We start from the raw sequence: 24174 nt of genomic DNA on the forward strand, positions 1-24174 counted from the left end.
GAATGGGCGGGTGACGGAGTTATCCGCAGTGTCATCTCAGCGTCAGTCCTGCTTCGGTGGTATCAGCATCGCTTTCTACATCTTCGCCTTCCTCCTGCACATCTCCTTTGTAAGCAGTTTTGCAGGTGGCTTGCTCAATCAGCGCCAGGAGCTGTTGCTGCCTATCCTCCATAAACTCCTCAAAAGCATCTCTCCTGAGTACGTCAGGATCGATAAAGTGAGATATGAGGTAATTGTTTAGGTTTTTCGAATTCACACCAGGCGTGGAGGCATCACCCAACTCCAGTTTCTGTAGATAAACGGAGGGAGCCACTCCGCCGATGATCCGGTTCGTCCGGAATGACAAAGGTGTCTTGTTGATGATGGAGTCGTAAACCTGTGGTGGGATGTTGCGCTTCTTGCACCAATCCTGAGGAAAGATATGGTGGATGTCGACTGACTCGCCGAAAAATACCGTGTGATCGAACTTCTGACCTGAACGAATATCCCGAGCACCTTCCTTCATCAGCAGTGCGTTTACGCCTTTATAGGCGGCAGAGAGACGCATGCGCATGCTTTTCAAGCGATCAGGCCGGAATATTGTTTCGCTTACCGTCGATGGCTCTGGACCGCCCTTCAGCCAAGCCGGAACCTCCGTGAAATCTCGCGCGATGCGAGTATCGACGGCAGAACCATAAAGCTCGCCAAAGACTCCGTTCCAATACCACTGAACCAATTTCGCCCGGTTAGCATCGTGCTCCCAAGCGTCTCCGATATCAGCCAGAATCGCAGCTAGAGGTACAATTTGCGATTGGTACGGCAAGTCGAAAATTCGATAAATATGAAGCGTGTGTAGAAATTTCGCAGCCTTGATAAAACCCGCTTCCACCTGGTGCTCGTATTGCTTGTAGGCCTCAAGCGGCAGGTTGAGCAACGCGTGGCGATTCCCCGTCACTGCGGGAAGATCTTTGCCCTGTTTCCCTTGTTGCTCCGCGAGCCGGCGGCGATCTCGTGTATGGAACAAAGAGATTGCTTGCAGGAAATCGGTGTTGGCAACATTGGCAATGATTCCGCTTTCAGCATCCGCTGGACGCAACGCTTCAGTAAAACGACGATGACGCCCTTTTGTGTGCTCATCGCCATACCAATCTTTACGCAGCTCATGGCCCGAAGCGGCATACATTGCCGTTACCAATTCAAATGCGTCGAGAGGTTTGCCTCCTGTGTTCACCTTCTCAAACACGACGCAGACGGCCTCCTTGCTCGTGGCCCGATCCAGCGCAATAACCGGCACTCTGTAGGATTTGAAATTCTCTAAGATTTCTTTTTTGAACGTCCGAAACTCACTACGCGTCGTTTTGTCGTCAGTGGTGGACCAGTACTCATCAAATCCGTCCTGCCACTGATCCCAATCGAAAACCTGGGAAACAGGAAACATCATCGATGCGTATTCTTTGTCCGGCGTGGACAGGTCGGAAATTACCTCTCGACCGAAAGCACTTCGCAGTACACGATCTTCTGGGAGACCAACTATTGCGTCTTCCCTATCTACAGATGGGTCCAATGCCTTTCGAATATCGATGTAAAACCATCGTTTTACCTTCTTCTTTTTGGGCGTCACTGTTTCAACGACCTGGCCACGTAACGTGACCTGATACATTGACGTCATACGCTGCTGCCCGTCCAACAGCAGTGATTGAGGTGGCATAGATTTGGACGCGGAGGGTGCGCCCTCAATAAGGCGCGGCTTGAAATCCACGGATCCCCCTGTGTCTAGGGTCATAAGAGCACCTACAGGAAAAGCCCGTGAAATCGAAGCTATGAGGCTTTTTATACGGTCTTCGTCCCAAACCCAGCTCCGCTGAAAATCTGGGAGTTGAAGAACACCTTGATGACTATCGGACAGAAGTTTTAACAGGTCGATAGGGTTGGTTTGAAATGTTGAACCCGCCATCGGGGCAATCCTTCGCGAACTGATGTAAGAAAGCCAGCATGCCTTTTTGGTTCGTATCCGCATAGCTCTTCTTGAGCCTGGGTGTATTCAACATTTCTTTTAAGCGTTCATCGTCTCGCCCGGCCGTAGTGACAGGGCAATTCACCTCCCTAGGGGTTTCAACCGACCATGACCCACCTCACTCACCGGCACAGCAGCTATCGAGGAATCACAATCTCTTCATCTAACACGTCCACCACGCCTGGTTTGAGGGGATCGATCCAGTCTGCTTTGGCGCGTCCCCAACGGAGCAGTTCGAGTTGCTCCATAGAATGCTCACGGCGGTCGGCGCTCTCTTCCAGAGCATTGAGATACTCACGAATGACTTGCGCCCGCCGCCAGTTCTGCGCATCGACTTCAAGTTTTGCCAGCCGCTGCTTTTCCGCGTCTTGTCGACGCTTTCGCTCCAGCGCAACTTCGCTAACTCGCTGGCGCTCGGCGTCTTCAATCGCCTGACGTTCATTGCGAACCAGAAACCCGACCGCTCTGGTAGCCATCAGGCCAACGAGTTTGTTGAGCTGTTGCTCTACCGAGTGACGATCCGAGTCCGTGATTTTTCCGCCATAACCATCATCGGCCATCACCTGAAGTCGACCGGACGGCGTGAATTGCCATTTCGGCCAGTAGCTCCAGCCGCCCTTGGCTTTTTCGGCTAACTGAGCAGCTGATGGCACGTAATCTGAACGCAAGGACGGTTCATAAAGGCGTAAACGCAGAGCGTCGCCAAACATCACGACCTCGACCTGGTGTTTCCCTTGCTGAACGATATACCCACGTTTCTCCAGCGCCTTCAGGAGCGTGTCCGCCACCCTCAATGCGCGACTTTGCAGCGCGGCAGATACCGAAATATTCAGCCCGTTACCGCGTCTGAGGCATTCCGCGCTTATCAATAATCGGTCGAACTAAAGCTTCGCGCGCAGCCGCGACAACGGGATGCCACACCTTGATGCGCTCCGGTACCACAATCTGGTTTTCGGGCTGCTGCTCAAAGGTCAGTACTTGCTGAAGACGGCGGTCCACCACTTCAGTGGCCTGAGCCTGAGGAGAGGGCTGCCCGACGGGGCGATACAAATAACCGGGATGGCCGGTGTATTCGCGCAGCTTGGGGCGCGGGGACACGCGCTTACCCACCTTGACCTTGGCCCAATGACCCCGTGGCGGCGTGGGGATTTGCAGGCGTGAGCAGAGCTTTTTCAGCCCGACGTCGGACAATCCGTAGCGCGGAGCGACCGCCTGCACCGGCTCGGACCAGACTTCCTCCAGCAGCTTTATCCGGTCATAGCGTTCCACCATTTAACTCATCCTCGATTATGCGCAGCGCGGTTCGACTCCCTATAGGCTGCGCTGAGCACCACTCAACAAGCCCCCGGTGCCCACACGGCCATCAACCCAGCGATTCCCAGCCCTTTACCCGCGAGTCTTCAGGTGTCTCGGCGAGCAGTTGCTCCAGACTCAGCTTTTTGCGACCAGGCCGCACGATGAGCATGTCCTGACCGACCCTGATGCATTCCACCACCGAACCCGTCTTCAGGTGGTTCTGCGCCACAAATTCATCCGGCAAGCTGAGGACCAGGGCCCCCTTGAAGCGACGCAGTACCAGCGTATTCATCAGGATGTCCTCAGGTTCATTACAACTGCTCGGTGGCAGAAGGGGCAGATCGACCCGCAGCTGAACCCAGTGCAATTCGCAGTAGGCCGTTTGAAGGACGATCCGAATTCGCTGTCAACTCAGGACGCCATGTTCGACTTGTCCAATCAACGTTAGCAGCGCCTGTCTCTCGACGGCCGTGGCCAGCATGTCCTTTGGACGACGCCCGCCGAGTCCATACTGCGGCGTGTCCATCCACCCATTGGCCATGCCGGTATCACCCTCGAAGAGACAGCTCGCGTGCACCAGCACCAAAGCAATTTGAAACAGTTGATCGCTTTCACGGCTATTAAACCGCCCATGCTGGCGTCGGCGCCTCAACGTTGAGGGGGACATCGACAGCCATGCTCTCAGTGCAGGGGACGTCAGCTGAAACACACTGATCAGGTGATCCCACACAGCAAAGGGGAAGCCAAGGCGAACCAAGCCCAGCAGGTGCTCACCTTGCGAAGGAAGGCCCAAACGCTGCCAATAGGCATCCTTCATCTGGCCGTCACGGGCTAACAGGCTCATCGCGTTCCTCCGAGCGGTAGAACACCTCAATTCAATGCAGGCAGTATCGCGAGCCCAGCCGCGCAGCGGTGCTGAATAAGCTCAGCAAATGCGTCAGGGATTTGCGTCCTCCGTGAGTGTGAAAATTCACGATGAGAAAGCGCTCGCGGTCGCTTGTTTCAATCAAATACCGATGCTGATACTCCAGCACTTGGCTAATTGGCTCCGAAAGGATCAGTGCCCCATCACGGTACTCCAAGCTCTTGTAAACCGTCCCTATCACGCAATAGCTGCTGATATAGGCATCGAGGAGGTAGCCGGTGATCCACTGCTCGGGGTAACTTTCCAGCAGGGCGCTGAGCAACATTCGCACTTTTCGGTCGGTCAGCATTAATTCACCTCCACCTCGGGATGGACGCATCGATGGATGCCGAGTCAGCCAACGGAACGCACCTGACAGTCTCGACTGAGGCTGCGTAAACCTGTTTTTTTGCGTAAACCGGTGCGGTTTACGTAAAAAACAGGTTTACGCGGCCTCTACTGGCAGTGGCGTGCCGTGGGATGAACCCCTTTCAGCGAAATCCTGAGAAATGCGTCCAAGGATCGACGGCCACCCTCTCGGGCAAAACTGACGATCACATAAAAGCTGCCGCTCGCTGTAATGCAGATCCAATGAGGTTCCCGCTCCTCGACGCGATAAATGTCCGACGTTCGAATCGTGTGTCCGTCACGCAGCCAACCATCCGGTCTCGCTTTCGCATGACCGTACACTTGCCCGACACAACAACAGGCAACCATCCGCACGTTGATCAGATACCCCGTCACGGGAGCCTCAAACTCCGTGCGCTTGGCGCGCGCCAGCTGGCGCAAAGCGTAAGGACTGACAGGAGCCATTGCTTACCTCCAGACCCTACCTCGCCAGCCATCACACTCACTGCGAGGGCGCGCACATTTAGGATCGATACGCGCACATGGCTCAGTTACTTCGCCACTCAATGCTCGCGCCGTACAACCAGCTCTTATGGCAAAACAGGAGAGGTACTGAAACGCTCTCGTTTGCTGGGCTGGGCTGCCCTGACCAAATCGTCGATGCGCAGCAATACGCCGCGTCGAGTACCCTGGCCGGTTCTTGGTGCGAGTGCAGGTTCAACCCCGCCGGGTACCAATCCTCGCAACATCCAAATGGATTTCGTATCGTTGCGGCGCGCCAAGTCGGCTAGCACGGCAAACTCAGAGGTGAACTCCAACAACCCGGACAGCGGAATCACCCAATGCAATTTGCCATTGACTGACTCTCGATGCGCCTTCAAAAAACCGGTCTCAATCCATTCCTTAATCGACTCATGCTTCCAGCCGCGAAGACGCGCGAGCTGGGTAATGCTCAATACCGGTTCGAGCTGTTCCTCTGCAAAACAGCCTTTGATTTCATCCATGTTGTAGCGCAGACCCGCGATGCCCGGCACTTCAGCAATGACCGCCACAGGAAGAATTTCCTGGTGCAGAATTTTTTGCAAAACCTGACAAATGTGCGTATCCGGGATGCCGTTTTTGCTTGAGATGCCTTGCAGCCCCACCCAGGCTGACTCGTCAACCGCTCGCGATTGAACGCCCTTATGCAGGCGCTTCACCAATGTATCGACATCGACAGCCAGAAATTCGGCGGATACCAGCGAGGGACGTTGGGCCTTGGTCTTTCTATCCAAAGCACCGGATTGCATGAGCTTTTCAAATACCACTTTGCTGACACCTAGCCGACGTCGAACCTCGGTCGCGGTCAGGTATTGCAAGCGATCTTGTCGCACTTTCTCGACGACGTCCCGGTGAATGGACACGAATCGATTTTTGCCATTAACAGTGACTTTGCCCCGGACTTCGCCGGTGGTCACCGCACTACGAATCAATTGCGAGCCAATTCCAATCAGACGTCCAGCTTCTTCCGAAGTCAGCCAACACTTGTCTTTTAGGTGTTGCGGATCGATGGTGCTGAGCCGCAGGTTAAGGTGTCCGTCAAAGTTATGGGTCAGATGCTGGACCAGCGCTTGCCGAATGCAGTCATACGCCGGATCGGTGTAGCGCTGATGCAACTCGCGGTACCAGCCTCCCAATCGTTTGGCCAAACCGGGCCCCTCAGTGCTGGCTAGGCGGCTGCGCAGAGCCTCATCGAAACGCGTCGGCCATTGCAACAGCAGGCCAAAACCGGTGTGCGCCTCTACCATCATTTCATCGGCCGTCGACTTGCCACGTGAACGACTCTGGCCGGTGAACTGCTTGCCGAGCAGACACAACAAATCGACCAGATCGGCGGGAGGCACACCACTGCGCCAAGCCGGTGGCAGCGAGTGTCGAGCCGGATGCTCTACACCCAGCATGAGTGCTGAAAGGGCCAGCGTCTGCTCGCTGGCTGTGACGCCAGTATTTTGCGCGTAAGGCTGGCCGCAATCGCAGCGATCAAGCTGACCGAGCGCATTGAAGCCTTGGTTACAGGCGACGCAGCTCGACACCAACTGGATGTCGTGATGAGGGCAGGCTGTCATCAGCACATGGCCCCAACCGATGCGTTGATAAGGATGCTGTGCAATACACCGGGGGCATACCTTGTAACCCTCACGGATCTGATATTTGGGGCGAAGCATGACGTTGCAACTGTCTGGAGCAGGTTGGCGAACGGCCAACTGGGCAGCATCGAGGTGCAACATCTCCGCCAGCCGGGCAAGCTCCGTGTCACTGTAGGCCAACCGGGATTTCACCCCGAAGCTGGCCAAGAAGGCTTTAAGGCTTGGGGCCAGGTTACGCTCACTGACCCGTCGCAGAAAACCGTGCAGAGACTCATCGGAATGCGGTTGCAGACGCACGATCAAGCTCATGACGCCACTCCCTTTGCGACGGCCCGGGGCACAGACATGTGTGCCTCGGTCAACATTCTGGCGAACCCTTGCACCAGCAGACTTTCTACTGGGGGGTTGCCTTCAAAGGGATTAAATTCGAGAAAGCGGGTGTTGATTGCTTCCGCGTAGGCGCGGACCAAGGTCCGCTCCGTAATGCGCTGATTCGTTGCCAAATGCTCCGCGGCATGGAACAGCTTCACCAGCATGCCAATGCGCCCCAAGCAGGCGGCATAGACGCGTCTGGCATAATCCAAGTCTGTCGCATCGGGAATGACCCAGCCAGCATCACTAAATGCTTCAGTCAATGACAACAGGGCACGGCGAAACTCCAATTGCTCGCCTTCGTGATTCCAGTTGTAGGGACGAAACTCGAACACGGCTTCAGCGCGGTCGCGCAGTTGTTCATTGCGGATCAAGACCTCATTTGCCAAAGGCAATCCAGTGAGCACCAAGGTCAGCCCCATCTCTTCGCCGAGCACCTTCAACCAGTCCGCCGCTTCCCGGGCAGCAGTGCGAGAACCACGCTCGGCAAAATGTTGCATTTCATCGAAGACCAAGACTCTCGTCCCGGTAATCTTGATCAACTCGCAAGCCATGCGAGTCAGCTCTTCAGAGCTGTAACGGTTATAGCGCGGGGAACCCAAACCCTCCAGCAAGGCAATAGGCAGGGAGCGACGCGTTGGATTTACCGGCGTTACGACGCGCACAATGGGCATACGTCGAATGCCGTCGACCACTTTTGGCACGTTGTCGGCCATGACAGTTTTCACCAGTTCGCTCTTGCCGACCCGGGTCGGTCCAAAGATCGGCAGGATCAAGGATTCGCCGGCCAGACCACGCTTGACCGTCGACTCCAAACGGCTAAGTGCCTGGCTGAAGGTTGCGTGCTCAATCAACTCGTACTTCACCAGAGCACTCATTGTGGGTCTCCTTCAACGGATTTCTTGCGACGCGGCGCGGCTGAGAGCACTGCTGTCATAGACGGAGTGTCAAGAATCGTCTCGACTGCCGGACGAGACGATTCTTGGCGCAAGGTCTTGAACCGCTCGTCTTCACGCTCCCGCCCTCGCGCAGCATGATTCCTATTTTTCATACTTCCACCGACCGCCCGCTCACGACCCTCTTTCAGCATCTGCACATGAGCGATTTGGTAGTCCTCGCCTGACAACTCGGCATCGCTTTTCCCGAGGAAGCGGCGAATATTGCGTGCCTCTTCAAAGCCGATCAAAGGCATCCCAGGCCGCTTGTTGTGCGCTTCGATCAACGCATTGGCATCGTCGGGATCGACCACGAAAACCGAGCGGCAATCGAGCGGATTGAGTCGTACCTTAACCTTGGTTTTTTGCCCCCGGCGCTGATACAGCTTGCTCAACTCGGAACTGTTGTATTTCATGGTGTCGTGACAAACACCCTCCCGACCCAACGTTTTTTCATCGGCGTGATAACGCAGACAAGCATTCCTGAACTCCACAGGGTCTGGCGGTGGCATCACTGAATGTTGCCTCTTCAACAACTCCATGGCCCGTGCCGGCGAGCAGCCGGGTTCAAAGCGGTGCTCCAACCGTTGAAGAGGGGATTGCATGTACACGTCCGCTACCCATTTGATGATCAAAGCCTCAAGCTCCACGACGGTGTACAAACGCTCCTTCATCGCACGACCAATGGGGTCACGCTCCAATGACGACTGCGACTTCGTGGATCCAGGTAGCGTATTGATCAGACCAGACTTCAGCGTGCCGAAAAACCGCTCGATAAATGGTTTGGCCTGCGGCTTTCCAGCCATCGGGTAGTCAATCGTGGTGTTCAGATAACGCAGTGCATTCAGCACCACACCGCCGTGATGTTCCTGCGCATTGTCGAGAACGATCGTCTCGATTGCCGCCGGAACCAACCAGGGATTGTTTAGCCGATAACGCTCGCTGAATGCCTCACCTTTTGGCGAAAAGCAAAATTCAAGCGCGGACAATACGAAGTCCTGAGAGGGCTTTTTGATACTGCATTTGAGCATGACAATTGCACCAGTAGCCGCGTCGATACCTGCATAACAGGTAGCCCGACCAATCGGCTGGCCCTGTGCATCGCAGCAAAAAATGTCCAGCGGCGTGGCATCAACTTCGACTCGTTGGTAAGGGCGCTCGACCAGCAACTTGCGGATCGCCGTGCGCATCTCTTGATCGTGCGTAGCTTTCGACACTCGGCCTTGGGTGATCATAGTGTGCTCCATCGCATGAATACGACGACTGACGCTGCGGCGCGAAATGCCACGAAATGGCGCGTTTCGCTGAGCAGCACGCTCTCGACACTGGTGGTTCACCAATTTGGTGATCTGACTGACGTTAAATTTGTCGGTCTGAAAGTACGACCGCATGATTTCATCGGTCACGGTTTCCTCGAAATCCAGATCTTCAAGGGTCTCCATCCGACGTTTATTGCCACGGGCACTAAATCGCGGTGCCATTTGGTCCATTGAGCTAGCGAGGTTCGACGACTTGCGCCAGCGCTGAATTGTCCGCGTGGAGGGTAGGGCCACCTTCAACTGGTCGCAGCGGGCCTTCAGACGCTCAACTGTCTCTGGCCAGGAGCAACCGTCACGACGCGCTTCGTCAATGTACTCAAGCAGCTCAAGCCGTTGATCCAGCGTATCGCGCTCACTCTGCGTCAAGTTGCGCACCGGCAAGGGCTGGACGGCGGACATCGTTGGACCGTAGATACGACGGTATTGGCCTTGCGCGAAACGTTGCTGGAATTCATCGATGTTTAGGACGAACTCTTCACCCAACGAGCCTTGCAACACAATTTGAGCGATCTCCGGGCGAATGGACGTTACCCGGCGCACCTGGCCGCGTTCGAGGATGATGCTGTCGACTGACAAGGCGCGGTTCATGGGTACACCTCCAAAAACTGGAGGTGAGACAGATCGCCATTAGCCGCACGTACTGTGCTGGTTGGCGAGAAGAGGGGAATTGACAAATCGGCCGTCAGCAACCCAATCAGCAAACCCGCTAGTACTCCGATTCGGCCAGACGTCAAACGCAAGGAAAGTTCTTCGGTCAACCAGTCGGAACGGGAGTCGAGCAAGGTGCATATTTCTCTTTCCGCTGTCGCACGAGTCGACTCAAGATAATCTGCTCGCAGATGGTGCAGGCTAGACAGTGCCTGCATGACCGTGGGCGACACTACGGTGTCTGGGATGATCATGAAGCCAATACCGTGCTGGCGAAGACCGCTCTCAATGCCTGCACGCTTAGCCTCGAACTCCTCAATAAACTGAGAATGCTTGGCATCAATGGCCAGAGCGCTCCCATCATCAAGTCGGCAGAGGAAATCGGGTGTGTAGAAACGCGGCTTAACGCCAGGCCGTGGACAGTAATGCTGACGAGATGGCAGCACCTCGTTGCTCTGCAATTCGAGAGAGAAGGGCTGCGCCGTCAGTTCGATCACGCGCGGATCAATATCCAGCATCACGCCGATATCGCGCTCAAGCGCGCTTTCAACGCGCAAATCGCCACCCTTGCTTTTCAGCGATTTGAATACGAGTGCGCGTCGCCCACGCTTTATTCTGCGGGAAACATCCCTTGCAAAAGAGGGACTATCGATGTCTTTGATCATGCTGGTGTGCTCCTACGATGCACTGGAAAGTGTTATTCGTCGTAGAAGAAAGTCAAATGACTTTAATATCTAATTAACTACAAAAACTGTGCTTACTTAAACAACAAAAAACATCGAGACAAAATTTTTACCAGCAATTCAATAAATTGAAAACCTCACACAATTCAACTAGATATAATAAGTAAAGTAAGTTACGAATAATTTTCGACCAGTGGTAGCGGATAAATGCCTACGTAACTAACCCCAGGCAGCAATCGCCATTCTCGGCACCTCTACTACCGTCCAAAAAACGGTGTCGGAGATGGTTCGTTAGCGTTCAAACCACCCCCATCAGCTTGCTTTAATGAGCCGAAGCATAGCGAGACCTTAAAAAGTAATCAATACTTTTTTGACGATGGCTACGATTTTGTCTAACCTAATGCGCTCTGCCCCTCCACCTGCACGAGACGCCAATGACCCAAGATGAGCAACTCCTCGAACAGTTGATGGAGGTTTTAGTTGGCCTGTCTTGGGCCGAAGCTCTGCCGCTGGTTTTGCAAACCACAGCGTGGGCCAGCTTATCGCGTACCGAATCTCTGCCGGTGGATCTCACGCTACCCCGTCAAATGAACTTGTCGCCGCAGGAGCAAGCAGACAATTTCAGACGCGTACAGCCGCTGATTTCCTCTCACCTGACCAGTACGTCTTGGACAGTCGACGCGACTCTCTTGCAGCACCTTCCGCTGTTGATTGAAAAGGTCGTCATGCTAGAGAAGCATGAGCTACGGAAATGGTGCGCCGACGACGTACTGTATTGGTCACCTGAACCAACACCAGCGACGAGCGCTATCGCCCCGAGCCTGGCCAATTTTCTGGTTTCCCTCGCGACTTTTGACGCTCCTGATCAAATCTACCTGCCATGGGAACGGTCGGGCCAACTCGCGGCACGCTGTCGACGCAGAAACATTGATTGCTGGATCGACTCCCCAGCCCCCTTGATGGTGGATCTGGTGTTGGCTCAGCTCAGTGGTGCGCATCCCAATGCTCACCGAAACGACCCGGTTCTCTCACCTGTCGAATTAGGGCCGGGCCAACTCAAACAATTCCCGGTCAGCCTGAGCATCCTTGAACCAGCTCAGCGTTATTCATTGAAAGACATCGAGAACGATCCACACCATCGTTTTCCAGAAAAGACTCATTCGAACATCGTTCTAAGTATCAGACACCTCCTGGCCCAGACTCAGGGCAAAATCGTGGTCGTCGTCCCGAATGGTTTACTCTTTAATGCGGGCGCTGAAAGGCTGCTTCGAGCTGATTTGCTTCAGAAACGGATGATCCACACCGTCATCGGACTACCTGACGGGCTGTTCTCTCGATCTTCGACTGCCAATTCAGTGCTTATTCTCGATACGGTGAAACCTTCCGACTCCATTCGATTCGTGAAGATAACGGAGGAGTTCACCGCCAGCGGCCTCAGAAAAGACACCGAACTGGCCAAACTTCCACAGCTGCTTAGGGCAACGCGGGACCGCGATGACAATCTGATGGCGATCAATGTCGCCGTCAGCGCGATTGCGCGAGACGAATGCAATCTTGAGATAGGTCGTTATTTGCTCGACGAGCAAACACGCAAACTGAGCGCAGTGCTGGCCATGCAGCACACCACCAAAATGTTCGATCACTTTGAAGTTGTTCGTGCGCGTCAGCACGCAACGAGCGCGCGAGGAGTATTTGTTCGAGAAATTCAGGCTGCCGACCTACCCGACTATGGCCATGTGCTAAGCGCAAGCAAAGACTCATTATTCGATCTCAGCACCGCGAAGGCACAGAGTTATTTTATCCAGCGAAACGACGTGTTGATTTGCCTAAAAGGGGCGGTGGGGAAGGTCGGCATCGTGAAATCCGCTCCTGAAAGAGGAGCGGGTGGGTGGGTTGCAGGCCAATCGTTGGCCATTCTACGCGCCCGGCCGTCTGGCCATTACGACCCAGGAGCGCTGATGGTCTACTTGCGTTCGCCCATGGGACAGGCCCAACTCAGCCGACTAACCGTAGGGAGCAGCATTCCCACTCTGCAAGGTTCGGCGCTCAAAGAACTGGAAATACCGACGATGAATATCGTACAACAAGGAATGGCCGTCGAAGCTTTGGAAGAGGAGGCGTCCGTGCAATCGGAGATTGAGGCGTTGCGTCAGAAGCAATCCAAGATCGCTTCAGCGCTGTGGAAACTCTAAACCGATTTGCACCGTAGCCTTCTGACGTTTCTCCGCTCAGCGGCAGGCCAAGTGCCCCGAGTCGCTTGATGGTCGGGGCGACGATGCCTACGCTGCAACTCGCATCACTTAAAGAGTTGTCGGTTTCTGTGCCGGATGAACTGGATGCCGAGAAAATGCGCGACGCAGTGGACTCCGAAGCGCGGCTTCAAGCGGCCACTGAAGAGCTTAAACACGAACAGGCAGCCCTTTCAGACGAGTTTTGGCGCTAGCTACGACAGGGCCGCGCGACCCAGCTCGTCGCTGAGGTCGCTCAGCGACCCCTGAAGGCCACCAAAAATCAAACTTACAGGTTGCAACTTAATATTGACAAGTTACCAGTGACAAGATAGATTTGCTCCTACAGCCACCGCCTAGGAGTCATCATGCTTCCCTACCCATCCTCTCCCGAGTTCCCAGCCGCCCTGAAAGCCCGTCGTGAGTCGCTTGGCATGAGCCGCTCGGCCTTGGCCCGCGAAGCCAAGATCCATGTGGTCATGCCGCGTCGCTACGAAGAACCTGACTGCGGGGAGTTCGCTCGACCTCGCGTCGACACCACCTGGCTGGCCTTGAACAAGGCACTTGGGTACGACATTCCGGATGACATTTTGGGATCGCTGATGCAAGCGCCCCTTACGCCATCAGTCGATGGGGATGCCATTACCGCGAAGGCAGGCGAGGTGAAGGCCCTGACCCTCGCGGAAGCCAAAGCCGGTCTGGCGCTCACGTTTGATGTGGACGTCGACCGCATCGAAATCACCATTCGTGGTTGATGCGAAAATAAAACATCATCAACCAATACAAAAGTTGTAACTTTTAAGGTGCTACAGATGAACACGACGCAGACTTCGGATTGGGACAAGGCTTCGGAAACCCTGAAACACAACGTTGCAGCAATGCCGCTCGGCCAAGAGCGCAAGATTCGCGAGATCATTGGCGAAGTGACCTGGGCGCCACTGCACCGATCCACGCGCCATCGCTTCGGGAAACACGTACGCGCCAATCTTGAACACTATGGGCTGGTGTTTGCACGCATGGCCGGCCGTATCGCCGTGTATAAAAAGTCAGCCATCTGAACGGTTTTACTCGGGTCTGGCGCACCTGTCGCCAACGGATCGGGTTTGCTCAGTAAGCCCACTGCGTTGTTCCCAGGTTGCCCGGCCGGCCTCGCTGCATGTGTTTGGACGTTATGGTCAATCACCGCCCTCCTGTTTGCCGCTCCTGGTGTGAGCCCTTCTCAGAATTGATCACCCCCCCCCCCCGATCTCCGGTCAGTAGCCACCCATGTGGTAGAAAAATGGTTCGACCACTAGTCTGCCCTCTTTAGGAGCTGGATTTGGGTCTAGAACAACGGAAAAAAGCGGGGGGAGCAGGACGCGCTGGTCGCGTTGATCAAGAGCGGGGCGGGAGTTTAGGGTGACGTGCGGGTAGGATTGGTTGGGAGGTTTTCATATTCCCCGCGCTTCACATCGATAACTACAGCACAAACTCATCGTAATAGAGCTGACATCCATTTAAAATCAACGCTGTATTGTCATGTGGTTCGGACGATTTGATTGCTGAGCAGGGAAGGCAAAAGCTACAAACATTAGTAAATGGGCACCGTTGCACCGATTCTGAAAAGTCAAAGATGTAATCAAGAATAATCATGTATTAAAGGGCACGGATAACAATATGCCAGAGTTAGGTGCGGCGCCGGAGCAGGGACAGATTGTGAAGCTGCGCCACAAAATATGGTCGGTCACAGCGGTCAATAAAACAAAAACACAGCCAAATCAGACCATCCATAGAGTCGCACTAGAATGTCTGAGCGATGATGCTCTTGGAGAGAGTATCCAGGTTATCTGGGAGCGGGAAATTGCCCCATCCATAATTGAGTCCACCTCTCTTCCCAGTATCACTGCCCACGATGAACCCGAACTTTTTGATGCGTTCATCAGGTCTATGCAATGGGGAGCCAGTTCGTTGGCCATTGGAGACACACTCCAAGCTCCGTTTCGTGGTGGTGTACAGATGGAGGAGTATCAGCTCGCACCTGTGATGCGGGCCATCAACATGCCTCGGGTGCGCCTCTTGCTGGCCGATGATGTAGGACTGGGTAAGACCATTGAAGCTGGTTTGGTTATGCAAGAACTCATTCATAGCCACAGGGCCAGCCGGGTCTTGATCGTCTGTCCAGCTCACCTGAAGATCAAATGGGTCGATGAGATGGCTGAGAAGTTTGGCCTTGAATTTAAAATGATTGACCGAGACGCCGTACTTAAAATGAGAAAAGAGTACGGCCCTAGCATTAATCCGTGGGCAAGCTTTCCCAGACTTGTGACCTCAATTGATTACCTAAAAACCGAACACCCACGTCGATTGTTCGATGAGTGTACCAGGCGCAGACTTGATGAGAGGCCTAACAACCGCCCTTGGGATTTGCTAGTTCTAGACGAAGCCCACAACGCAGCCCCATCAGGTAAAAAGCAATACATACGTGACTCTGAACGCACATCACTTCTGCGTTCTATTTCTGAACAGTTCGAGCACAAGATGTTTCTTACTGCCACCCCCCATAACGGCTACCGTGAGAGCTTCACCGGTTTATTGGAGATACTGGACAATCTTCGTTTCTCACGCGGCACTGACCTAGATAAAGCTCAGCTTTCCGCCGTTACCATTCGCCGTTTAAAGCAAGAGATCTCCAATCCAGATGGGACACCGCGTTTCCCCAGAAGGATCATACTCCCACGCAACGAAACTTGTGATCCGCAACTCTACGTCATGCAGAATGGGGATGAGCAGAAGCTTTTTAATCTGCTCAAAGCGTATACCAATAGCCGTTTGGCCTCGGTCGATAAGCGCTCAGAACGGCCTCTTCAATTCATTCTCACGCTTTTGAAAAAGCGAGCGTTGTCCTCTCCCTTGGCGTTTCGAGAGAGCCTCATTGTTCATACGACAAATGCTGGTGTTAAGGGAGCGCTTGGTATCGGGGAATCTCTGTTCAATAGCTTCGAGCAAAAAGAGTCAGAAGATTGGAGCGATGATGAAGACAAAGAGGACAACCTGGAAGCCGCTACCAATGCCGCATCTCAACTAATCAATGAGTTAACGGATGCTGAAAAAGGCATGCTTCAAGGCATGTTTGAGATTGTCGATCATCAGGTTTCCCACTTTTCGATACAGGAAGATAGCAAAGCAGCAGCTTTAATAGCATGGATCAACCTTAATTTGCGGTATGGGGATCAATGGAATGGCCAGCGTGTAATTATTTTTACTGAATACAAACACACGCTCAACTATCTGGAACGCATCCTAGAAAAAAATGGTTTCCTTGAAGCGACAAGAACCATTGTTGGCGGCATGAGCGATATTGATCGTAAAAAAATCAATGATGAGTTTCAAGCATCTAATAGTGAAACTACTGTACGTATTTTGCTGGCCACAGATGCTGCATCCGAAGGGGCGGATTTTCAGAAACATTGTCGCAATCTTATTCACTACGAAATCCCGTGGAACCCTATTCGGTTAGAGCAGCGTAACGGCCGTATTGACCGTCACGGTCAGAAAGCGGATGAAGTGCGCATTCATCATTTTGTTTATAAAAACCAAGAAGACTCTGAGTTTCTCAAGCATATCGTCGATAAAGTTGAAGTTATCCGAGGTGACCTTGGCAGTGTTGGTGCTTTAATCGCAGACAGCGTCAGGAAAAAGGCACTCGGTCAGGCTGTCAGTCTTGCTACTATCGACGATGATACGCGTTTGCGGCTAGCGCGAGAAGAAATAGCCATCGAGGCTCGCGAAAATGAAAGTGTTGCGCAAATAGTTCAGGCCCTGAATAGAGCAAGAAGTGCGCTTGATATATCCGATAGCAACCAGCTTGCGTTATTAAAGCAGGCTATATACTTGGAAGGCTGTAATGAGTCCGTTCGGGAGCTGAATGATGACGAATTCATTTTAACGCGGATTCCAACCGCTTGGACTGAATGCAAAGTCTATGTCAGTACAGATTATCTGCAAAAGCGCCTTTCCTTTAATCGTAATAGAGCTAGAGAAGACGATGCCGTGGGTATCGTCCATCTTGATCATCCGTTAATGAGAAGGGCAGTTTCCGCGTTCCGAATCCAGATGTGGGGAAAGCAATCCTCCCGTATCCGCCTCAACAGAGTTTCAATCTCAGAGTCGAGCCTGATTACGACCCCTGCCATTATTGCTTGGGGTCGACTAGTTTTGCTGGGGCCAGAGCATAATCGCCTGCACGAAGGCTTAATCCGCTGCCAGATGTCGATCCAAAATGGTGTAGTTATAGAGCGGGATGTCACTCGGCCTGAAGATGCTAAGGTCTTCACCGGTGGCATCGCTAGCGTGCAGGAACTAATTTCGCCTCATGTTCCGGCGATCACTAAGCAGCTTTCCATTAGTGCCGATGATCAAGCCAAACTATTGATTCTGACCCTTACTGCTCGGGGCGAGGTTGCGCGCAAGCATGCTAAAAGTCTGGCCACCGAGCGTATTGCGGCCATCAGAAATGCCATACAGAACTGGCAAAAGCGTTCTGCGGATATGCAGATGCAATTTGCTTTCGATGATGAAGAACAAGCGCAGCGCGAGCAGGATTTTCTTGCTCTTCAGCGTAGGCTCGAACAGCTTCAACAGGAGCGTGAGATCGAGCCAAAACGCCAAAGAGATTTATATAAAGTGACAGACCAAAGAATGTACCCAGTTGCCCTAGAGGTCATCCTTCCTAAGGTGGGTAGCTGATGGCCACGAATAAACGCGTAGCAAGCCGACAGCATCGCTGGCTTTCCAGCGTAGAAATTACGGGAGTGGTATTAAGCGAGCCAGTGTTAGCCGACGCCGGCAACTTCAGATCACTCGATAAGGCAGAGGTCGCAGCTTTCCGAAAGCAGCGTGAGATATGGAGCCTGCCCAAAGGCATGGTGGAGGGCAACGGTCAGCCGGCCTGGATTAGTTTTATTCTCGAAGATTTTCTAGGCCTGAAAGACAAAAACTACTGGCAAGTCGGTGCAGCGATTCCCTTCGACAAAGTAGTAAATTTGCATGAGCAGCAGGAAGTTCTGCGCCCGAGTCGCGTCCTGTTGGATGAAGAAAACGCCATCATGCTAGTGCTTGAAGTGCCGCGTGAGCAGTCGTTAGATAAACCTTGGCAGCAAGAGAAAGGCCGCTGGAAGGCATCGCCCACCACTAAGTTTGAACGATTGTTGCGAGAAGCCGGTGTGGAACTCGGACTGTTAACTAATGGCGAGGCTTGGCGTTTAGTCGTTGCAACACCTTCAGAAACCACTTCCTGGATGACCTGGACGGCGCAAACGTGGAATGACGACCCGTTAACCTTGGCGGCCTTCAAGGATCTGTTGGGTGAATCGCGCTTTTTTGCTGGGCCTCGGAATCAGGTCATTCTCGAACTGATCAAGCAGAGCCGTCAGCGACAATTGGACGTAGCCGACCAATTAGGCAATCAGGTACGCGAGGCATTGCAGATTCTGGTGCACGAGTTCGATAGAGTCGATGCCGAACTCAGCGGCGACTACCTTCACGGGTATAGCGAAGCTGAGATGTTTGAGTCCAGTGTCGCTTTTATCATGCGACTACTGTTCACCCTCTATGCTGAAGAGAACGGCTTGCTGCCGCACGGCAATGTCACTTACGACAGAGCCTATGGCGTGCTGCACCTGTTAACTGAACTAGAAGAAACCCGCCGGCTAGCCCCAGAAAAACTCAAATACTCCTACGCAGCTTATGCCCGCCTGCTAGCAAGTTCGCGTCTCTTGCATGACGGCAGTGTCGACCCCGACATTCGAATTGCCGCCCATGGAGGGCAGCTGTTCGACCCAAATCGATACCAATTACTGGATGGAAGGAAGAAGGGCGGTACCTGGCCGAGCGATATACCGGAACCGCCAAAGGTTAGGGATGTTGTGATACGTGATATTTTGCGTAGCCTCAAATATGCCAAGGTTGACGGCGTCCGCCAGCTGGTGAGTTACCGGACACTGGCAGTAGAACAGATCGGTCATATGTATGAAGGCCTTCTCGATCGACGCGTAGCCAGAGCGCCTGCTAATCAAACCCTTTTGCTGTTGCAGGGCGGGCACAAAATTGTCGAACCGGAACCTGTAAATGCAAATGAATTTGCAGGTTTGGAACAAGAGGCACTGATCAAGGCCATTGCCCGGCACACCAGTAAAACTGCTGGCACAATCAAAAAAGTGCTGGCACGAAACGAAGATCGACAGACTCTGGTTAACATCGGGACTGATGATGCAGAGCTACTGGCGCTAGCCAAACCGGTTGAACGATTTTTGCAACCCTTGGGCATCGTCCGGCCGGGCGGACTGTATGTTACCCACGGGCAGGATCGCCGTTCCAGTGGCGCTCACTACACACCCCCTACTCTCACCGAACCTGTGGTGAGACGTACGTTAGAGCATCAGATCTATGCGAGTGTTGAAGGTAAGCCCGGGCTACTTTTAGAGCCCAGGTTAATCAAGACACCGCAGGAAATCCTAAATCTTAAGGTTTGTGACCCTGCAATGGGCTCTGGCGCATTTCTCGTACAGGCTACTCGGTATCTGGCGGAGCGATTGGTAGACGCCTGGGAGCGTATGACTGCCGAACAGCCGGACGCCATATTAACCATGCCGTTTGCCACTCAATCGCTAGGTCGCGCCAGCGAAAACCTCATGCCGGATTCCCGCGAGGAACGGTTAGTATTCGCTCGCCGCTATGTGGCCGAGCGCTGTATCTATGGCGTGGATATGAATCGGTTAGCGGTGGAAATGGCCAAGCTATCCCTCTGGCTAACCACGCTCTCTACCGACCGTCCATTTACCTTTGTGGATCATGCACTCAAGCATGGCAACTCCCTAATAGGGCTTTCATCTGAGCAAATCCGCAACTTTACGTGGAAGCCGGTCAGAGATGATTTTGGCCCCTTGTTTGCCAACCAACCTGATCAAGAAGTGGAAGAAGCCGAGCTACACCGGGAGGCGATTCATTCCATTCCGGATCATGACTTCACTTCTAAAGAAAAAGAAAACCGAACTGCCGAAGAAGCACTCGCTAGTATCCGATTAAAGGCGACCCTAGCTATAGCTGCCTTCTTTAACGGTGCTAACACCAAACAGCGGGAAGCCAAACTGTTGGAGTATCGTTATTGGCTTGACCGGTTAGGCATAGATGAGAAGGCCACCGAGGAGATTGATAAAATTGTCAAAGGGATTACTACCGGTGACAAGCCAATTATTCCATTTTGCTGGGAAGTCGAGTTTCCAGAAGTCTTTCACCGAGAGAATGGTGGTTTCGATGCCTTCGTGGGTAACCCTCCATTTGCCGGTAAAAATACCACCATTGAGGGCAATCGGGACTACTTTATCGACTGGTTAAAACTCGTGCATGAAGAGTCTCATGGCAACTCTGACCTGGTTGCACACTTTTTCCGCAGTACTTTTAATCTGCTCCGAAAGCAGGGTAGCTTCGGATTGATTGCTACCAAAACTATTCGCCAAGGTGATACCCGCAGTACAGGACTTCGATGGATTGTTAATCATGGAGGCGTCATCTTTAATACTCAGCGACGAGTGCCATGGCCTGGCAAAGCAGCGGTTATTGTAAGTTTGATTTTTATCAACAAGGGACAAGCTGAACAAGCCTTTTATCTTGATCAGAAGAAAGTCGAGAAAATCACCGCTTATTTGTTCGATAAAGGAGACAGCGAAGACCCGCACGTGCTTGCCTCTAATTCAAACAAGAGTTTTGTTGGTAGCTATCCTTTGGGTATGGGATTCACCTTTGACGATACCGACACTAAAGGTGTCGCCAGCTCTATTGCTGAAATGAATCGGCTGTTAGAGATAGATCCAAAAAATCAGGAAAGGATATTTCCTTATATCGGAGGGGCTGAGGTTAACGACTCGCCAACCCATCAGCACCATCGATCCATTATCGATTTCTTTGATATGGATGAGACGCAGGCACAGCAATGGCCTGACCTTTACGAGATCGTTAAAGCAAAAGTTAAACCTGACAGAGACAAACAAAAGCGACCCGCAGTACGAGATCGCTGGTGGCAATATTGTGAAAAGCGGCCTGGGCTCTATAGAACAATTAAACCACTTGAGCGCATCATGGTAGCCACTCAAACGAGCAAGTACCGGACGTTCACATTCTTGCCCAACGGCATGGTGTACGATCAAAAGCTAATCGTCTTTGCTGTGGAGTCTATGGCTGAGTTCTGTGTAATGCATTCAAGGTTTCACGAGGAGTGGGCATTGTTTTTTGGCTCCTCCCTAGAAGACAGGCCAGTTTACGCTCCCTCAGACTGTTTTGAGACATTTCCTTTCCCTGAATTATCGCCCAGACACGACGCGCTCAGAGATGCTGGTCAAAAATACTACGACTATAGAAAGAAACTGCTAATAGAGCTGGACAAAGGTCTAACGGATACATACAACCTATTCAATAACCCGAATGAACAATCCGAAAAGATCACCTTTCTTCGTGATCTTCATTCAGCGCTGGATCAAGAGACCCTTTTGGCCTATGGATGGGATGATTTAGTGTTGGATTACGACTTCATACCCGAGTACGAGGTTGAAGAGGGTAAAAATATACCCTGGAAGTATCGCTGGCCCGATGATGTTCGCGACGAAATACTGGCTCGACTTTTGGCTCTCAACAAAGAACGCCACTTTCAATAGACGCACTAAACATCATAAGGTACAAGAATTTCCTTATACCTTAAAAGTTCGAAATGCTGGGCAATCCGCTCACTGGGTTGTCCTTGCGCTCTAACACCCATTTCCATATTGCGATCCAGTGCATACATGGTCAGGTTGGCGGAAGTAACCAGTGCATCGTGACGATCCGCCACCAGAACCTTAGCGTGCAGCTTCAGGTGTTTATCGTTGGGGGGTATTTTCCAAGTCAGCAGCTGTGGTGATGCAATACCTTTTGGCCAGAGGGCAATCAAGGTATCGCGGTTATTTGTACCGTAACCTTTTTCGCCCTCGTCCAATACCATTATGACCTTCACTCCCCGCGTAACGGCATTGGCGATTAACTCAATGACGTCGTTGATAATACCTTCGTAATCTTCTTTTCCTGCCAACCAATAGCCAACTACTAAAAGTTCAAATTGAGCTGCGGAAATAATATCCTGCACCACTTGGCGGGTAGCGCGCAGATAAGAGCCCTCCACCTTGGGCCCTGTCCACACCACTTCGGTTTTGGTGGCTTCGCTTTCAGTCAGTAACACTGCTTCTTTCAGTGCTATCAGCTGCAAGGCAAATGCAGCACTGCTGAGCGCAGTGAACTCAAACGTCCAGATAGTTATCAAGCTGGATAGCGCACTTTGAACGGTCCCCCGCCCTGCGGCCAGTTTGGCAATGCTTGCAGAGCCGGATTGTGAGGTTAGCTCCCCCGATTCCAATGCCACGATAACTTCGGCAAAGCTACCCGCATTGATTAATGCGCGCACGTTCTGTGCCAGAGTATAGGCAGTTTTATTTTTGGTATCTGGCACGGCCTTTCCTTATTTGAAATAAGCCATATCGCTATATGCCATGGTAGGCACCAGGAAGCTGCGATCCAGAAATCGGTTAAAGGCTTCACAAGAGGTTTCCGGAGCTAAGACACAAGCGTGGCAGGCCGCACCGTTTATGGTGGCATGCACATCCGGTTGGTGATCTGCGCAAAGGGGGTCCGACGAGCAGCGCTTGGCGTTTTCTAAGGCGCTGTGAATCAAATTGGGAAAGCGCTCCTTACTGCCTAGATCCACCAAACCACCCAGACTGCCTTCGGAATCGGCACTAGCGGTGTACAACAAGATACCCGCCATTCTGCGTTCAGGATCGGTGCTGCTGTAAATACGCTCTCGAACTGCGGATTCGGAGTAACCACAATCCAAAGCAAGCTGCCGCATTAATACGTGAGCCAGACTGTGCAGCAGAATGTATCGCGCACCGGGGAAATCATCCGCATCAACACCACGTTCGGCCGCCCACTCTCGGTATTTTTGCTCAATGGCGGCCGCCCGTTTTTTTACCGCAGGTATAGCCTCCCAATTTGCCAGGGCGTCTTCTTTTAATTCGATAAAAATACCTTCGCCTCGCACCTCGACGGCAGGAAGCCAATCCTGCCGCTCCTTGTAAATTGGCGCACGAGAGGCGCCCATACCGTCGTCATCCATACCTGAGGCGTAGTCGATGCGCGTAAAACTGGTGAGCGCCCGAACTTCTAATAATTTTCTAGCAAGCACTATTCGATCGATTTTATTGCTTTGCAGATCGGGAACCTCTCCCGCCTCTAAGAAAAAATCGGATTGATCGCCTTGGTTGCTGCCTTCGATATCTCTAAACGCATTCCATTCCGGTAGGCGTAAATCGATTTCATCGGTTTCAATTTCGCCCCGCTCTTTCAGTAAGGTCAGCCAAATATCTTCTACCTTGAAGTCTGACAAAGTAGGGAACATTTCCATATCGAGAAGCGTTTTCAGCTTTTCTTTGGAGTCGATTTTTTCCACTTGATGTTGTGGGCATTTTTTTAGCGCCTGTCCTATGGGGGTAGCGGCTTCTTTAATGGACAAGGCACTGCGCACCAAGGGGAACCAGCCGTTAGTGGCGCCACGTTGAATGGCACGCAATTGGCCTGCGTGTTTACATTCATGAGGGTCTTTATTTTTGATACCCAACCAAGGACGCTTGCGGCTACATTCGCCCAAGGCGAGGCTGCGATTTTCACCAAAGGCATCACTGACGCTGCGCTTGGCATCGCAGGCACAATAGACCCAGATATCAGACACCGACCCTGTGGTGCCGGAATACACCAAGCGCATGCGCTTCTTACAGTTGTTATCGGCGTCCCGGTGCACATACGCACGCCAAGGAAAGTCATCAATATGACCGCTCGGACAGGCAACTACAAACGGCGCTGGAGTGGTGGGAGCCCGGTACTTACCACGGCCCTTGCAATTCGGTGCCTTGCATTCCATTTCCTGCGTTTTTTCGTTGTATTCAACCAGTTCTTCGCCAGGTTCGGAAAGGGTTGCGCATTCGGGATGAGTGCAAACCTGATAGCGAGGAAACAGAAAGGTTGGTACGGTTCCGCGTTTTGTAAAATAGTTGCCGCTGGTCGGCTCTGCGGAAAAAAAGCGCTTTACTTTCAGGGCTCGCTGCAAGCGCGGCTCGTGAATTACTAGTTCTTCATCCAAATGCCAGCCGTCAATGCCGGCGACGATAACCGACAGAGTTTGCAAGTCCACAATGGCACCAGGACCAAAAGTGGTAATCACCTGACTCGGACGAACGTCTCCGATAGCTCTTTTGCTCGACATTCGTG

The 24174-nt window shown here is 52.6% G+C and carries 18 protein-coding genes; 6 read left to right on the forward strand and 12 right to left on the reverse strand.

The window, feature by feature from the left end; translation table 11 throughout:
* Window positions 1-31 precede the first annotated feature (31 nt).
* The 10 genes from J2Y39_RS15245 to J2Y39_RS15290 all read right to left on the reverse strand — a co-directional run bounded on the left by J2Y39_RS15245 (window position 32) and on the right by J2Y39_RS15290 (window position 10606).
* Window positions 32-1933, reverse strand: coding sequence for a DUF262 domain-containing protein (locus tag J2Y39_RS15245; RefSeq protein WP_310218563.1), 1902 nt, complete (start codon window positions 1931-1933; stop codon window positions 32-34).
* A 197-nt stretch (window positions 1934-2130) separates the two neighbouring features.
* Window positions 2131-2781, reverse strand: a complete 651-nt coding sequence (locus J2Y39_RS15250; protein ID WP_310218565.1) for a hypothetical protein — start codon at window positions 2779-2781, stop codon at window positions 2131-2133.
* Between the two features lie 49 nt (window positions 2782-2830).
* The gene (locus J2Y39_RS15255) at window positions 2831-3265 is read right to left on the reverse strand and encodes a hypothetical protein (RefSeq protein ID WP_310218567.1); all 435 of its coding nucleotides are present in this window, start codon (window positions 3263-3265) and stop codon (window positions 2831-2833) included.
* 91 nt (window positions 3266-3356) lie between these two features.
* Window positions 3357-3581, reverse strand: a complete 225-nt coding sequence (locus J2Y39_RS15260; protein ID WP_310218568.1) for a hypothetical protein — start codon at window positions 3579-3581, stop codon at window positions 3357-3359.
* 114 nt (window positions 3582-3695) lie between these two features.
* On the reverse strand, window positions 3696-4133 hold the full coding sequence (locus J2Y39_RS15265) for an antitoxin Xre/MbcA/ParS toxin-binding domain-containing protein (protein WP_310218570.1): 438 nt from the start codon (window positions 4131-4133) through the stop codon (window positions 3696-3698).
* Between the two features lie 31 nt (window positions 4134-4164).
* Window positions 4165-4503 carry a hypothetical protein gene (locus tag J2Y39_RS15270; protein ID WP_186611276.1) on the reverse strand — a complete coding sequence of 113 codons (339 nt, stop codon included), beginning with the start codon at window positions 4501-4503 and terminating at the stop codon, window positions 4165-4167.
* 628 nt (window positions 4504-5131) lie between these two features.
* Window positions 5132-6976: a TniQ family protein gene (locus J2Y39_RS15275; protein WP_310218573.1), complete on the reverse strand. Its 1845-nt coding sequence runs from the start codon at window positions 6974-6976 to the stop codon at window positions 5132-5134.
* On the reverse strand, window positions 6973-7917 hold the full coding sequence (locus tag J2Y39_RS15280; RefSeq protein ID WP_186728453.1) for a TniB family NTP-binding protein: 945 nt from the start codon (window positions 7915-7917) through the stop codon (window positions 6973-6975). Before J2Y39_RS15280 ends, J2Y39_RS15275 begins: the two co-directional genes overlap by 4 nt.
* Entirely contained in the window at window positions 7914-9881 is a 1968-nt protein-coding gene (locus J2Y39_RS15285; protein WP_310218577.1) for a Mu transposase C-terminal domain-containing protein, read from the reverse strand. Before J2Y39_RS15285 ends, J2Y39_RS15280 begins: the two co-directional genes overlap by 4 nt.
* Window positions 9878-10606, reverse strand: a complete 729-nt coding sequence (locus J2Y39_RS15290) for a TnsA endonuclease N-terminal domain-containing protein (RefSeq protein ID WP_310218579.1) — start codon at window positions 10604-10606, stop codon at window positions 9878-9880. Before J2Y39_RS15290 ends, J2Y39_RS15285 begins: the two co-directional genes overlap by 4 nt.
* Before the next feature lie 452 nt (window positions 10607-11058).
* Between J2Y39_RS15290 and J2Y39_RS15295 the strand changes: the two genes are divergently transcribed.
* From J2Y39_RS15295 to J2Y39_RS15320, 6 genes are all read left to right on the forward strand, one after another.
* Complete coding sequence (locus J2Y39_RS15295; RefSeq protein ID WP_310218581.1) at window positions 11059-12816, forward strand: N-6 DNA methylase; 1758 nt, start codon at window positions 11059-11061, stop codon at window positions 12814-12816.
* Window positions 12817-12899: 83 nt separating this feature from the next.
* Window positions 12900-13067 (forward strand): hypothetical protein, encoded by a 168-nt coding sequence (locus tag J2Y39_RS15300; RefSeq protein WP_186728450.1) that lies wholly within the window; start codon window positions 12900-12902, stop codon window positions 13065-13067.
* A 153-nt stretch (window positions 13068-13220) separates the two neighbouring features.
* Entirely contained in the window at window positions 13221-13607 is a 387-nt protein-coding gene (locus J2Y39_RS15305) for a helix-turn-helix transcriptional regulator (RefSeq protein ID WP_310218582.1), read from the forward strand.
* A 57-nt stretch (window positions 13608-13664) separates the two neighbouring features.
* Window positions 13665-13910, forward strand: coding sequence for a hypothetical protein (locus tag J2Y39_RS15310; protein WP_186728448.1), 246 nt, complete (start codon window positions 13665-13667; stop codon window positions 13908-13910).
* 598 nt (window positions 13911-14508) lie between these two features.
* A complete protein-coding gene (drmD, locus tag J2Y39_RS15315) occupies window positions 14509-17577 on the forward strand; it encodes a DISARM system SNF2-like helicase DrmD (protein WP_310218584.1) in 3069 nt (1022 codons plus the stop codon).
* The gene (locus J2Y39_RS15320) at window positions 17577-21536 is read left to right on the forward strand and encodes an Eco57I restriction-modification methylase domain-containing protein (RefSeq protein ID WP_310218586.1); all 3960 of its coding nucleotides are present in this window, start codon (window positions 17577-17579) and stop codon (window positions 21534-21536) included. The genes drmD and J2Y39_RS15320 overlap by 1 nt, the downstream gene beginning before the upstream one ends.
* 5 nt (window positions 21537-21541) lie before the next feature.
* On the opposite strand, the gene drmC is transcribed toward J2Y39_RS15320, so the two are convergent.
* The gene (gene drmC, locus J2Y39_RS15325; protein WP_310218588.1) at window positions 21542-22360 is read right to left on the reverse strand and encodes a DISARM system phospholipase D-like protein DrmC; all 819 of its coding nucleotides are present in this window, start codon (window positions 22358-22360) and stop codon (window positions 21542-21544) included.
* A gap of 9 nt (window positions 22361-22369) precedes the next feature.
* Window positions 22370-24169, reverse strand: a complete 1800-nt coding sequence (locus tag J2Y39_RS15330) for a DUF1998 domain-containing protein (protein WP_310218590.1) — start codon at window positions 24167-24169, stop codon at window positions 22370-22372.
* Between the last annotated feature and the right edge of the window lie 5 nt (window positions 24170-24174).

It is taken from the genome of Pseudomonas sp. 2957, assembly GCF_031456345.1.
Lineage (GTDB): Bacteria > Pseudomonadota > Gammaproteobacteria > Pseudomonadales > Pseudomonadaceae > Aquipseudomonas > Aquipseudomonas siliginis.

Bases quoted from the DNA above. Each gene is read 5' to 3' on its own strand.
- J2Y39_RS15275 (WP_310218573.1), bottom strand. From the start codon at position 6,976: ATGAGCTTGATCGTGCGTCTGCAACCGCATTCCGATGAGTCTCTGCAC.
- J2Y39_RS15255 (WP_310218567.1), bottom strand. From the start codon at position 3,265: ATGGTGGAACGCTATGACCGGATAAAGCTGCTGGAGGAAGTCTGGTCC.
- J2Y39_RS15310 (WP_186728448.1), top strand. From the start codon at position 13,665: ATGAACACGACGCAGACTTCGGATTGGGACAAGGCTTCGGAAACCCTG.
- J2Y39_RS15285 (WP_310218577.1), bottom strand. From the start codon at position 9,881: ATGAACCGCGCCTTGTCAGTCGACAGCATCATCCTCGAACGCGGCCAG.
- J2Y39_RS15270 (WP_186611276.1), bottom strand. From the start codon at position 4,503: ATGCTGACCGACCGAAAAGTGCGAATGTTGCTCAGCGCCCTGCTGGAA.
- J2Y39_RS15290 (WP_310218579.1), bottom strand. From the start codon at position 10,606: ATGATCAAAGACATCGATAGTCCCTCTTTTGCAAGGGATGTTTCCCGC.
- J2Y39_RS15300 (WP_186728450.1), top strand. From the start codon at position 12,900: ATGCCTACGCTGCAACTCGCATCACTTAAAGAGTTGTCGGTTTCTGTG.
- J2Y39_RS15320 (WP_310218586.1), top strand. From the start codon at position 17,577: ATGGCCACGAATAAACGCGTAGCAAGCCGACAGCATCGCTGGCTTTCC.
- J2Y39_RS15260 (WP_310218568.1), bottom strand. From the start codon at position 3,581: ATGAATACGCTGGTACTGCGTCGCTTCAAGGGGGCCCTGGTCCTCAGC.
- J2Y39_RS15280 (WP_186728453.1), bottom strand. From the start codon at position 7,917: ATGAGTGCTCTGGTGAAGTACGAGTTGATTGAGCACGCAACCTTCAGC.
- J2Y39_RS15245 (WP_310218563.1), bottom strand. From the start codon at position 1,933: ATGGCGGGTTCAACATTTCAAACCAACCCTATCGACCTGTTAAAACTT.
- J2Y39_RS15330 (WP_310218590.1), bottom strand. From the start codon at position 24,169: ATGTCGAGCAAAAGAGCTATCGGAGACGTTCGTCCGAGTCAGGTGATT.
- J2Y39_RS15305 (WP_310218582.1), top strand. From the start codon at position 13,221: ATGCTTCCCTACCCATCCTCTCCCGAGTTCCCAGCCGCCCTGAAAGCC.
- J2Y39_RS15265 (WP_310218570.1), bottom strand. From the start codon at position 4,133: ATGAGCCTGTTAGCCCGTGACGGCCAGATGAAGGATGCCTATTGGCAG.
- J2Y39_RS15295 (WP_310218581.1), top strand. From the start codon at position 11,059: ATGACCCAAGATGAGCAACTCCTCGAACAGTTGATGGAGGTTTTAGTT.
- drmD (WP_310218584.1), top strand. From the start codon at position 14,509: ATGCCAGAGTTAGGTGCGGCGCCGGAGCAGGGACAGATTGTGAAGCTG.